The 13,186-nt window shown below is 59.9% G+C and carries 8 protein-coding genes; 5 read left to right on the top strand and 3 right to left on the bottom strand.

What is annotated here, in order from left to right; translation table 11 throughout:
• Positions 1-239: 239 nt before the first annotated feature.
• Together GEU01_RS04445 and GEU01_RS22280 are read right to left on the bottom strand one after the other, a co-directional pair.
• Positions 240-1,280, bottom strand: a complete 1,041-nt coding sequence (locus tag GEU01_RS04445) for an IS110 family RNA-guided transposase (protein WP_019085102.1) — start codon at positions 1,278-1,280, stop codon at positions 240-242.
• Positions 1,281-1,355: 75 nt separating this feature from the next.
• Positions 1,356-2,789, bottom strand: coding sequence for an AAA family ATPase (locus GEU01_RS22280; RefSeq protein WP_198284446.1), 1,434 nt, complete (start codon positions 2,787-2,789; stop codon positions 1,356-1,358).
• A 129-nt stretch (positions 2,790-2,918) separates the two neighbouring features.
• Here GEU01_RS22280 and GEU01_RS26175 point away from each other — a divergent pair, with 129 nt between their 5' ends.
• The 3 genes from GEU01_RS26175 to GEU01_RS04425 all read left to right on the top strand — a co-directional run bounded on the left by GEU01_RS26175 (position 2,919) and on the right by GEU01_RS04425 (position 9,770).
• Positions 2,919-3,263, top strand: a complete 345-nt coding sequence (locus GEU01_RS26175; protein ID WP_198284445.1) for a hypothetical protein — start codon at positions 2,919-2,921, stop codon at positions 3,261-3,263.
• 572 nt (positions 3,264-3,835) lie between these two features.
• Positions 3,836-3,970 (top strand): hypothetical protein, encoded by a 135-nt coding sequence (locus GEU01_RS27245; protein ID WP_269719723.1) that lies wholly within the window; start codon positions 3,836-3,838, stop codon positions 3,968-3,970.
• A 544-nt stretch (positions 3,971-4,514) separates the two neighbouring features.
• Positions 4,515-9,770, top strand: a complete 5,256-nt coding sequence (locus tag GEU01_RS04425) for a DUF4062 domain-containing protein (protein ID WP_019085098.1) — start codon at positions 4,515-4,517, stop codon at positions 9,768-9,770.
• A 268-nt stretch (positions 9,771-10,038) separates the two neighbouring features.
• On the opposite strand, the gene GEU01_RS04415 is transcribed toward GEU01_RS04425, so the two are convergent.
• The gene (locus GEU01_RS04415) at positions 10,039-10,941 is read right to left on the bottom strand and encodes a 3'-5' exonuclease (RefSeq protein ID WP_010510857.1); all 903 of its coding nucleotides are present in this window, start codon (positions 10,939-10,941) and stop codon (positions 10,039-10,041) included.
• 159 nt (positions 10,942-11,100) lie between these two features.
• On the opposite strand from GEU01_RS04415, the gene GEU01_RS04410 reads away from it, so the two are divergent.
• Together GEU01_RS04410 and GEU01_RS04405 are read left to right on the top strand one after the other, a co-directional pair.
• Positions 11,101-12,078 carry an ion channel gene (locus GEU01_RS04410; RefSeq protein ID WP_019085096.1) on the top strand — a complete coding sequence of 326 codons (978 nt, stop codon included), beginning with the start codon at positions 11,101-11,103 and terminating at the stop codon, positions 12,076-12,078.
• Positions 12,044-13,186, top strand: a complete 1,143-nt coding sequence (locus tag GEU01_RS04405; protein WP_019085095.1) for a retropepsin-like aspartic protease — start codon at positions 12,044-12,046, stop codon at positions 13,184-13,186. The genes GEU01_RS04410 and GEU01_RS04405 overlap by 35 nt, the downstream gene beginning before the upstream one ends.

The raw sequence follows: 13,186 nt of genomic DNA, 5'->3' as shown, positions 1-13,186 counted from the left end.
AATGATCGGATCTTTGCTTCCATATGTCCGGCCTGTTGATGCGGCCATAGGGTCGCTGGCCAAGATGGCTTCCGCAGCGTGAGCCCCAAACACAGAAGCGGTCTTTGATGACCACTGGTTGCCACGGGTTTTCTCACGCCATGGATCGATCGATCACACCATCTGCTCTATTACTTGCAAGCCACGACCTCAGCTCGGCACGAGAGCGTCAAATGTCAGCGCATCGTGCCAGGCTAAGCTCAAACAGCAGCTGCGCCGGGTTGCTGCAGAAGGCGCTTATAGTGTTCGCCGCTGACCATCAGTTTCCAGGCAATCCGCGCAATCTTATTGGCAAGGGCCACCGCTGCGAGTTTCGGTTTTTTGCGCTCCAGCAATTCACGTAACCAAGATGAGGCATTCTTCCCATTGGTCCGCCGGGCATGCGACACGACTGCGGTCGCGCCAACCACCAGCGTGCTTCGCAAGACCTCATCGCCAGCGCGTGTGATTCTGCCAAGCCTTGTTTTTCCACCGGTTGAGTGATCCCTGGGCGTCAATCCGATCCAGGCCGCAAAGGCTCGACCCGATTTGAACAGATGCGGATCAGGCGTTTTCATCATCAGCAGCGCTGCGCCGATCGGGCCAACGCCCGGAATTTTCGCAAGACGCTGACTGCATTCGTTGGCGCGGTGCCATGCCATCACCTTGCCCTCAAGCTGTTCGATTTCACCTTGCAATTCAGCATATTCCTTTGCGTGAAGGGCAAACAACTCGCGCGTCAATGTGGGCAGGCTTTCGTCCGCAGCGATCCGATCAAGGAGTGCCTCAATCCGGCACATGCCTTTGGGCGCCGTGATCCCAAACTCGGCAGCATATCCCCGGATCGTATTGACGAGCTGTGTGCGGTTCCGGATAAGTCGTGCCCGCATTCCAATCAGCATCAACGCTGCCTGCTCTTCCTCGCTCTTGAGCGGGACGAACCGCATTGTAGGCCGACTCATCGCTTCACAGAGGGCTTCCGCGTCGGCGGCATCGTTTTTCCCGCGCTTGACATAAGGCTTCACGAGCTGCGGCGCGATCAGCTTCACTGTGTGTCCCAGACACGAGAGCACCCGCCCCCAGTAATGGGAGGCGCCACAGGCCTCAATCGCGATTTCAATCGGGGGCAGTTTCTCAAAAAACTTTACCATCTCCCGGCGGGATAGCTTCCTGCGCAAAACAGGCTGCTCCTTCGCGTTTACACCGTGCAATTGGAAAACACTTTTTGACGTGTCCATGCCAATACGGATAATTTGTTCCATGGGTGGCCTCCTCTGTGAATTCTGCAACGACTTCACCTTGGCACATCGCGATGCCGTTGGGAGCCGTCCACCCCATCACAGAAGAAATCCGCCTTCACGGTTCGTGTCCGCGTCCCCCAGCACGGCGGCGATCTTGTCCCAGTCTTCGTAAAAATATTCCGCCAGCAGCGGGATGATCCGGTCACGCATGACCCGGTCGATATCGCTGCGGTTTTTGCACCCGATGAAATAGGCATGCCCGATCTGGTGTTCGCGGTCGAACAGGTATTCAATCCGTTCATTCAGCGCGCTCAACATCTTTGACAGGTCGATGCCATCCACGGTTTTAAGCTGATCCGGATCAGGCATCAGTTCCCGAAAATCGAACCGGCGGCGCAGCGCAGTGTCCAGCAGCGCGATGGAGCGATCCGCCGTATTCATCGTACCAATGACATGCAGGTTGGACGGTACACCGAACAGGTCACCCGAATAGGGCAGGCGCACCCGTAGTTCATTGGGCTTGCCCAGCCGTTTATCGGGTTCCAGCAGGGTAATGAGTTCGCCAAAGACCTTGGAAATATTGGCGCGGTTGATTTCATCTATAATAAGGACATAAGGTTCCGCCGCGGCGGGTGGTACGTCCTGCTGCGCCTCAATATACTGTTCCATTACCGGGATGTTGACCTGGTTGCGGTCCAGTTGATAAAGGGTCGCCCCGGAAAAACCGGGGGGATAGATATTGCTGACCGGTTGGCCTGCGGGGTCCACCCACAGCCACTCCACCCGGCGGCGATGCACGTAATTCGGCTGTAACTCAAGCGGTTTATAGTCATAGTCACCGGTTACCATGCCAATGGCGCGGAACGCATTTTCCCCGCGTGAGACGATAAGAATGTCACCATTGCGGATACTGTTGCGAAAGACGGTCGGCATCCTGACCCAGCCTGATCTGGGCTCGAGCCTGTTCCCCTGTTTCCCCACGTCTGCCTCCCGCATGGCGTGCAGGATGGCGTCCGGGTCGACAAAACGCGGATCTCTCAAATCCACGTTTCCATAGCTGATGGTGGCGTAACGACCCTTTATGGCGTTTTCAAAGATATGGTCGTTATCACTGCCATCAGTCGCATCAAGGGATATCTTGAAAAACTGTTTTCCCTGAAAAAACAGGTCTTTCCCTTCCAGGTTTTCATTCATAGCTTCACGCACGATCTGGCGGAAGATGCCATCCTTTGGCGCCAGCGTGAACCCTGCTGCGGGCTGTTCGCCTTCGGGGCCGCAGACTGTCGTGTTCTGCTGGGGACGCAGTCCTTCCACGAAATCTTCATAAGCCAGGGACTGGTGGAAAGTGACGAATTCGATCCGGCCCGCACGCATCAGGCGGTGATAGACCGCCATCAGTTCCTCGCGGTCCTTTGGCACCGTCTCACCGCACAGCGCCACGGCTTCGGCCGCCGTGGCATAGGTCTTGCCCGTACCCGGCGGCCCGTACAGAATCAGGTTCACGGCATCTGGCGTGGATGTATCGGGCATGGCGTCTTCTTTTCCTGTCATGGCGTCGTGCGACGTGGGTGCGTTACTGTTTTCCGAACGGGGCGGATAGTTATCAGGCCACAGGCCGGGACGGTCTGATGCCAGTCTTTCCCTGATGATTTCCTGATTATGGGCAAGGACACGCTGGATAACATTTACGGCGTTACCATCAAGCGGGAAGTATCCGTCCTTGTATTCCTGCAGGTCCGGCAGGCTTCCTGCATTGAACGAAAGGCGGCATTTGCCCCCCTTCTTTTCCATGAAGCCGAGCACCTTCTGTCGGCCAGCCATCTTGTCATAGGCATTCTTGCGACCAAAGCGAAAGTATTCGTCTGTTTTATCAGTGAAGTACCAGTCCAGACCCGCATCATGGACAATACGTGCAATCTTGCAGAAACTGCTTTTTTCTTCCGTGGTCAGATCCGGCAGTATTTTTTGAAAATCCGGGGCATTGCTGGCGAAATGCGCCAGTAATTCATCATCTGTCATGCCTGTCCCTTTTGAAATCCACGACATCGGTGCGGGTCAGTGCAAAATACGTTGCGCTCTGCCCGCCGCCATCTGCGGTCGGCTTCAGTTTCGCCATGACGGCCTTATCCGTGCCGCTGGCGGCGTACCGACCCGACTGACCATGATCGGCCGCGCGGGCCTGTCAGCGGAAAATTCCGCTTCGCGCGCCCACGTCCTGAACCGCCCTTCGTGCATATCCTGTACTTTTACGCCTCATGTTCACCGTATCGTGACGCCTGTTATGCCGGAACCGAAGATGGAAATCTGCATGGCAGACCTGTCCTCAGCCCCGTTCCGGCCCGGCGGATGGGGAAGACATTGATACGAAACGGATACGACATAAACGGTAGCAAGATGGAAACAAAGGTCTCTCACACCCATTTCTGTCGCGTTACGACCGTTTCTGACATGGCCCGGTTTCATGCTGTTCATGCACGGACAGGAAAGACCGGCATCACATCTTGAAAAACGCGTCACGTTCAGAAACGCCAGCCAGAATTACACCCGTGGCACGCTTCGGGATTTTTACGAGGTGATTGCGTATTACCGGCCAGATTGCGCGACCGGCATTGTTTGAAGCCAATCTGGAAAAAATCGGCGCGATGGGGCGGGACATCCTGAACCCGGGTGTTGGCAGGGCAAACGATGACATGCCGCAGCGTCCCGGTTAAGGGACTGTTTGAACTGCCAGCCCTTGCGATATCGCACGGACTTCAGAAAACGCCGCCTTTTAAAAAAAGGCGGCACCCAAAAACTTTTATTTATTAATAATCTGTTTTCAAACATTCTTTTATGGATATTCCCTGCTTCATGCACAAACTTTCGGGGCATGATGCCGTCCTGCATGGTACATATGGTGAAATTAGACAGAATTACTCTTCACAATCCAGCGCATAACATGGTACAATTCCAATATTACTATTTTTTATCATACCATTCATCATAAATTCATTATATACTGTCCCCGCCTGCTCCCTATTTCTGCGTGTACGCAGGCAGGCATTTCCCTGAACATGTGACAGGAAGCGGACTGCGCTACCTGCGCAATATATATGCTCCCTGTCCTGCCCGCATAGTTCCCGCAGACCACGGGCATATTGCGCCACCTGACACCAATACCATGTACCCTGCCACCCGACCCGCATGGCATGCAGGCATCATGGATATCCCTGCCAATAATGGTCATCCAGAATACCACACCAAAGGATAAGAAATTTGAAAGTCTTCCGCATATTTCTTAGCTCGACCTTTCTGGATTTCCAAACTGAGCGCCATTTACTCCATACCGAGGTTTTCCCCACCCTTGAGAAGAAATTCGTGCAGAAAGGGGTCGAACTGGAGGTGATTGACCTGCGCTGGGGGGTCAATGAAGCTGATGCGCGGAGCCAGGACACGCTTGAACTGTGCCTTGATGAGATCCTGCGCTGCCAGCGCCTGACGGAAAAACCCAATTTCCTCGGCCTGCTGGGCGTGCGCGTGGGCTGGCGTCCCCTGCCCAACCTGCTGGGCCAGAAACTGTATGAAACCCTGCGCGGCCAGGCCGATGACACTGCAAAGCGGGCCCTTGAAACCTGGTACAGGCCCGACAGCACCATCATGAAGGATCAGGGCTGGTTCTCCGCCCTGGTCGAGGACGGGGAGGATGTCCGCATCCTTGCGGCCGAAACGGATGCCAATACGGGACAGTGGAACACAGACCAGACAATCCTGCGCAACCTGTTTGATGCCTATGCCATAAAGGAACTGTCCACCGACGATAAGCGGGACATCCGCTATAACCTGTGTACCAGCGCCACCTTTCAGGAAATCATGCTGGGGCTGAACGTGGTAAGAAAGCCGATCACCCTGCTGCGCCACGGCTTTTGCATGCAGTCCGGCAACGATGACAACAGCCGGATGGAAAAGCTGCTTGGCACCGACATGTGGACCACATTGCAGGATTACTACAGCGATCCCAAGCATCTGGATGATTTTGCAGGATATCGGGAATTCGATACCGGATTTGTTCTTGGACGGCTGGGCGTACATGTCGATGAACTGCTGAACGAACATGTCAGCCCGCCCGATGCCCACCGCTTTTTTGGCGAGAACAGATGCCCGCCACTGTACTATTTCGGCCCGGAAGATAAGAGTCCAGAAAACGACGGACCGGAAGATGACGATTTCATCTTCCACGGACGCGGGCCAACACTGGACAGGCTGCAGGCCCTGTTCGCGCCTGACCACAAAAAGAGCGCCTTCCAGATCGTGACCGGCAGCGGCGGGGTGGGCAAGACCGCGCTGCTGGCCAAACTGGTGATGCGGCTGCGCAAGGCGGCGAAAAAGATGACGCCCGGCCTCGCCATCCTTGAATATTATGTAGGCGCGACACCGGACAGCCTGCGCTTTGACAGGCTGCAACAGGCTGTGCAGGCCTGGATGACGCGTGCGGATACGCACGCCCCGCTGTGGCTGGTCATTGACGGACTTGATCATCTGGACCCGCGTGCCCTGGCCCGGTTGCGTCGCGTGATCGAGACGGCCGCCACAACCACACGGACAGACGATACGGCGGAACGCCAGCTTGTCGCGTGCATCGGAATACGCAGCGAAGAGGGTAATCCACCCGACCCGGACTGGTCCCGCCCGCTGAAACTGCCGCGCGGGCAATGGTGCCCCGCCGATGCGCAGGATACGCCGCCCCTGCGCCTTTCGCCCAGCGACGCGGATGCGCCGGTGGCCCATGAACTGCTTGATACCCTGACCGCGACACTCAAGATCCCGCGCAGGCTCAATGATGAGGAGCCGCCGGGCAGGCGAAGCCTGTTCCTCGGGCTGCTGGGCGATGCGCCCGAACCGCTCGCCATACGCATTGCCGCCACCCTGGCCTTCGCGCCCTATCCCCGGATTGAGGAAACGCAGGTCTTCCGCACGCATGCTGGCGGCGGCGCATGGACATTGCACGAATGGGTCCGGGCCATGCTGGAAAATGCCGGGCATGTGGGCACGCCAGCGGTCTCCAGCGCCGCCATCAGGATGCTGGCGCTGGCGCGCCTTGGCCTGTCGCGCCGGGAACTGGCTGGCAGCATCGGCCTCATTCCCGGGATGATGGCGCGGGTCAGGGCAACCTCGCACTGGAAAATGGAGGATATCTGGCCCGACATGATTCCCCCCGTGCTGGTCGCACGCGTTCTGGGGCGTCTGGAACCCTTTCTGATCGAAACGGCGACGGCTGACCCGTTTGGCATCACGATCCGCTATTTCCACCAGAAATTCACGGAATGCCAGCACACCCTGCCCACCGATCCGTCCTTTCCCGCCCTCGGGGCATGCCGGGGGGCGCTGGCCTTGTGGTTTGACGGTGTGGCCCATGCCTGGCTGCATCCGGGCGAGCAGGACGACACCGCGCCGGCGTGGCAGCACATCACCCCGGCCGACCTGCGTGCGCTCAGGCAGGTGCCGGCACTGCTGTTGGATATCGCCACCGATCCCGATGCGCCCAGTAAACCCCTGTCATCACACGACGCGCTGGAAAAAGCCCATGCCTATCTGGGCAATCCGGCAGCGCTGGCCATACGTATTGCCGTCGGCCTGATCACGGAAGTGATTGACGACCTTGCGCGCCTGGAACGTATCGCACCGGACCGAAAACAGGTCGCATCCCTGCGGATGGTACTGCGCCAGCAGAGCGGTTACATGCAGAACCTGATCGCAGGCATCAATGCCGCAGACGACGCGCAGCACGGCGGCATCATGCAGCGGTTTGCCATGGTGCTCTCCCGCCTGCTGCAGCAGTTCCTGGCGGAACCGGAAAACACACCCCTGCACACCATGGCCATGCAATGGCTGCGTGGTGAGGGACGGACGTTCCGCTGGCTGCGCAACATGACGGAAGCGCCCTCGCTCCTGCGGATCGTGTGCTGGCCGCTGGACGTTCTGGACAACCCCGACAGCGAACTGCGTGACATGTTCATGTCCCCCCATTTCCCGGCGGGATACGGGCCAGAGTCCGGGCAGGCGGTTATCGTGTGTGGCATCAGCACGCGCACGCCCACGACAGATTATGATGCGCATGATGGCGTCGTCTTCATGCTGCTGGACCCGCTCGATGGCCATGAACGCGGACGACTTACGGCCTGCTGTCGCGCGTCTCCGCGTTCCGGCATCCTGTTCCGCCTTGTCGCCATCGAACGCGACAGCCAGGACAACGAACAGGCCTGGGTCGGCCTTGCCATGGATGACGGCTTCACCCTCTCCCTGGTTCCGCTTGACCGGCAACAGGTGGGCGGGCGGGATGCGACCACCATGCTGTCCCTTCCGGCGGCCGATCTGCCGCGCCGCCTCCTGTTCTGTGCCGAACGCAGGATGCTGGCCGTGGAGATGGACGGGACATACACCCTCTACGGGCCGCCTGACCCCTCCGAGCCGGATGAAACGCCCATCCTGCCCCTGCAGACCGGAAACGGCGCAGGGATCTTCGTAACAGAAGGCGACACGCTTCGCCATCGCGATGCCGCGGGCCACGAAACCCTGTTTACGACCTTCGCCACCCTTCCGGCCCGGCACGTTCCCCAGCCCCGCCGGCGGTCCACGCGCAGGCCTCGCATCCGTTCCGGCAGCCTTCCTGCCCCATCAACCGTGCCGCTGCAGAAAAAAGGCCGGCTCTGCACGCTCCCCAATGGCGTATCCGTCATGTGGCGCCTCGTCATGGTACAGGGCGATGCCGACGACAGGCAGATTGAAATCCACAAGAAGTATTTCCTGCAGGTTCCGGACAGTACGACGCCCGGACTGCTGCTGGCGGAAAATAAAATTTGCTACGATGACCTGTTGCAGGAATACGGGGAATGCGCCCCGGCACCCGAAGTCATGTTGCTGGATGACAATACGATCCTTCGCGAACTGTGCAATGGTTTCCAGCTTGTTCCGCCACCCTATACCGCATCCCGGCCAGAGGTTTACACCAGACAGTACGCACAGAACCGCACCATCATCATCCGGTCGCCAGATGGGACGCGGGATGAATATGTGCTCCGGTATGGGTATGATTACAGCGACGGCTTCGCATACCCCGGCAATACGCTGTTCATCTACCAGATTTCATCGGACCGGGTGTATCCTGTCAGCCTGCGCGACCCTCTGGCGCGGGCTGTCGAGAACTGCGCGTACGACGACACCAGCATAACGGACAGAACCGGGAATCCTGACTGCTGCATCCAGCCCTATGACGGGGGGATGCTGATCATGGGTGAAAGCGGCGCGCTCTATGACCTGAAACTGGATGCCCTGGACAAGGGGGGATATGGCAGAAGCCGTTCCATCCTGTTTGATGGCTGCCAGTGGCTGGATACGGACCGGATGCTGCTTCTCTCGTCCCCGGCAACACAGGGGATGGGCGCACGGGTGGATGAATGGGGGGAATACAATCCGTTCGACATTACGGTGCAGGCAGAATGCCTTGAAGCGACGTCCTGCACCAGCCTCTCCCTGCCGGCATGCCAGCCGTCGCATGGCGCGCTGGTTGCCGCCAGCCTGTCATCCGACAGCCTGCGCGAAGCGGGGCCGCGCGACAGGTCTTTCGCACCCCGGATCTATTATGACCGGACCGGGAAACGGGTGGGCCGCTACAGCAGGGCCGGGCATCTGTTCTTCCCGATGGAAGGGTATCCGGTCCTGATCAGGGATCACGACGCGCTACCGGACGCCCCATCGCCATGGGAAGTGACATGGGAGGCCGGGCTGGGGCCTGTACTTCCGCCTTCGGCCACGGTAACGCGGGACGGATGTTTCCGCCTGCGTGGGGATGAAACCCGCCATGACCTGCTGACCGGGGTGCCGGTCAGCGCCGCCCGGAAGCTGGATCCGGCCACCACGGTTGACACGGGCGTTCCCCCCCATTCGGGGCCGGATTTCAGGCAGGCGGGAAAAGACAATGCGGCCCTGTCCCTCCATACCGGTGACTGGACGCTGTGGTATTGTGGCGACATGGTGCCACTGCTCCCCGCCGATCACATGACACGGCTCCGCGCGGTTTCACGCAGACGGCTGCGATTTGTTGACGAATCCGGACGCGTGATTTCACTGACGCCCTATCGCGGTGCCGATATGGATGACGTCACCCTGTCGCAACTGCAGGCGGCCCGCAGCCATGTCGCCACCAGCACGCAACCACCCTTCCCCCGCGCCACCCTGATCGAATGGAGCGCGAAACGGCTGCTGGAACAGCTTGGCCAGTGGCGACATGCCCCCGGACATGCGTTTGACATCCTGTGCTATCTGGATCGTGCCCGTGACCTCGGGCAACGGGGCATACGACTGCTGTCGGCGGAACAGGCCGATACCCTGATCGAGGCGCGACATACAATGGCTCAGACGTGGGTACACGCTGCTGCAAGACCTGGAAAAGCAGGACGCCCACAGGGATACGATGCCACGGATCCGGGAGATATTCGCCCCGCTGCCCCCGCTTTCCCCTGTCGTGCATGCACCTGAACCCGCCCCTATGCGCAAGCGACGGCGACGGAGCGCCTATATCTCCAACCTGAACGACCCTGACTGGGACACGCCATAGGCGACTGGGCCGCGATACCGTCTTTCGTGAATAAGGAGGGCCTGTAGCGGCCCCGTCCCCCCTCATGATGGCCGACATGCCCGATCCGCAACCTGTCCTGATCGCATTTCGCGCCATGCCAGCGCGCACTGGCCCGCATTGCGGCAATTTCCCGTTTCACATCCTACAGGGCATTGCGCCAAAGTCGCGCTAGCACCTCGTGGAAAAGCGGTCCCACGGCGTGATGCGGGTTACGGGCAGTTCAACGGGGCGGGCAAAGACCTCGGCTGACAGGAAGGCCAGTTCTGCTTCCACCTGCTCCTCAGGTAGCGAGATGGACCATGCACGCGGGTTCCCATCGGTTCCGTCATTCCAGCGGTAACCGCGCTGGCGCAGCATGTCCTTGTATTCATAGGGCGCGTTCTCGGCCCATATCCGGCAACGGATCTGCCGGGCATTTTCCAGCAGCACGCCCAGCGCCGGACGCCCCGATACCGGCAGGTCACGATCCAGGATCGCGATCCCCGCCTGGCAGTCATCCACCGCCCGGTGCCCATCAAACCAGAAACCCGCCTGCATCCCCAGATAGGACAGCTTGCGGCCTTCATACCCTTCCGCCGCCCAATCCACGTCGCGCATGGAACATGCCCAGGGCTTGGTGGTGAAGACAGATGTGAAGCGTTCCGCAAACTTGCGGTCAAAATTTGCATTATGTGCGATAATCAATGACGCGGGCGCGACAAAACGCTCCACTTCTTCCGGGGTGACGGACTGTCCCGCCACCATGGCCGGGGTAATGCCGGTCAGTTCGGTAATCTGGGCCGGAATGGGACAGGATGGTTCGCGCAGGCGGCTGAAGGGTTCTAGCGACCCCAATATCCGTCCGTCCAGCGTATAGACGAAGGGAACGATCCCGAATTCGATGATTTCGTCCTTCGCCGCGCTCAGCCCGGTTGTCTCAAGGTCAAGGAACATGCCAAGCCGCGTGCCCGTCCCCTCCGGGTACTGGTCCAGCACGCGTGGCGCCAGCGGGCGCAAAACACGGTATCGCCCTGTCCCCTCCAGCGTCCGGGCCATGTGTTCCATCGGGTCGGAAGTCGGGTCATCTGTCATTGCGGTTCTCCTCTGGCGGCCATGTTCCCATGGATATGCAGACAGCATGGACGCGCCGTCCAGCAGAACGGGCGTTGTTCTGGGACGGGACATGGAATATTATAAAACTTGTCAGGGCGGCTGGATCCTGATGCCGTTCGACCGCACACAGGATACGCCATGGCACAGGATGCCACGCCAGACCGCCCCATCCCGCCCGACCCGTCCCCGCCCCGACCGTCATCGGCCCCGAATCACCACCGGCTGGAGGACCGGGGCGACGACACGATCATACGCGTGGGACAGGTTGACCGTATCTGGTCCGATTTCTACCACCATGCCCTGACCGCGCCGTGGAGTACGTTCTTCTACGGCTACCTGCTGGTTTACGTCGGCATCAACCTGCTGTTCGCGCTGCTGTACATGGCGGACAGTAACGGAATCAGCGGCACGCATCCGCACAGTTTTGCCGATTTCTTCTTTTTCAGCGTGCAGACCCTATCCACCGTCGGCTATGGCGGCATGATCCCCGTCAGCCATACCGCCAACCTGATCGCAACGGTGGAGGTACTGGGCGGCATGATGATCAATGCCCTGGCGACGGGGCTGATCTTCGCGCGTTTTTCACGTCCACGCGCACGGGTGATGTTCAGCCACAAGGCGCTCATCCTGTGGGAAAACAACCAGCTTCACCTTGATATCCGCATTGCCAACTGCAGGCGCAGCCCGATCCTGTCGGTTGACGTGGAATGTGCGCTGGCCCGCCTGATCCGCACGCCCGCGGGCCGGGTGGTGCGACAGTTCGATCCCCTGCCGCTGCAGCAGGCGCATGTGCCGGTCCTGCGCTTCGCCTGCACGCCAACGCATGTCATTGATAAGGACAGCCCGCTGTACAACATGACCGAAAACGACCTGTCGGCGCAGGAAGCGGAAATCATCGTCAGCCTGACCGGCACGGACGAAGCATCCGGCCAGACAGTATTCGCTCGCTCCGCTTACGGATTTGACCGTATGCTCTATAACCATCGCTTCGTGGATATCATAAACGCCAGGCCTGATGGACGGATCATCGTTGACTACACCCGTTTCGACCAGACCGAATCGCCACAGGACGCATCTGCCGATGTGGCGGAATACCTGGCTGACCAGCCTGACTGACCTGCATCCGCCGCGCATCATGCGCGCGGGCGCGTGCGCCATGGGTATCATGGCCTGCGCGGGGTCCGTCCACGCCCGTCCCGCCCATCATGCCCCGCCCGCGCCGGAAGCCCCGCCGGAACTGGCATACGGCCTGCCCGCCGCCTGCATCGCCCATGTCATTACGGCCCCGCTGCTGACCAATAGCGGCAGCCCCATCATTCCCGTCACGTTCAACACGACGGACGGGCTGTCCTATATCAGCGTGACGCAGGACAGGGTGGGCGTGTACGCCGCCACCCCGCATGATTTCCAGCCCGAATCCATCATAAACATCCAGACCATTGCGGGGGAGGACACCACCTACACCACCACCCTGAACACCATGCGCATAAACAACGGCATGGCGGAAAACGTGCCCGCCCTGCTGGAGGGAATTGGCCAGCCCCATATCAACGCCCGACCCGTTCTGGGGATCATCGGGTATGACGTGCTGGGTAATTATGACGTGCTGTTCGACTTTCCGGCCCGGCGCATGGTCCTGTTCCTCCCGCGGGAGGACAGGGCATGCCCGCCAATGCGTGACTGGCTGGGGGCGGATGGCACCGCGCTGCCGCTGCTGCCCGATTCCACGGGGCGGATGACCGGGGTGGCGCTGCGGGTGGGGGAGCGATCCGTACGGATGGAGGTTGAGCCGGGGGCGGACATCTCCTCCCTTTCCCGCAGGGATGCCCGCGCGCTGGGCCTGACTAGCGCCATGCTGCATGCGGACATGCATGTGCGCACCAATGCAGGCAAGATCCTCAACGGGCGGCGGCATCATTTCGATAATGTCACGCTGGGAACGTGGCAGGATCTGGGTCTGGACGTGAATGTGGAAAAGACCAGCTACAGCGTCCTGGGCATGAACTTCCTGCGTCGCAGGCGGGTTCTCATGGCCTTTCCGCAGGGCATGGTCTTCATGACGCCACAGCAGGACATGCCTGACGACCGGGGACAGGCCACCCACGGCGTGCTGAGCACGCGCACCGCCATCGCCCGCATGGTCGAAACCCCGCCGCCACCCGCAGGCACCAACACCCTGCTGGTGCCAACAGACCGGCCCACACCCCCTGCCGCCACGCACTGA

It is taken from the genome of Komagataeibacter europaeus LMG 18890, assembly GCF_000285295.1.
Taxonomy (GTDB): domain Bacteria; phylum Pseudomonadota; class Alphaproteobacteria; order Acetobacterales; family Acetobacteraceae; genus Komagataeibacter; species Komagataeibacter europaeus.
The sequence above is the reverse complement of the archived record's forward strand: the minus strand, read 5'-3'. Positions and strand labels throughout refer to the sequence as shown.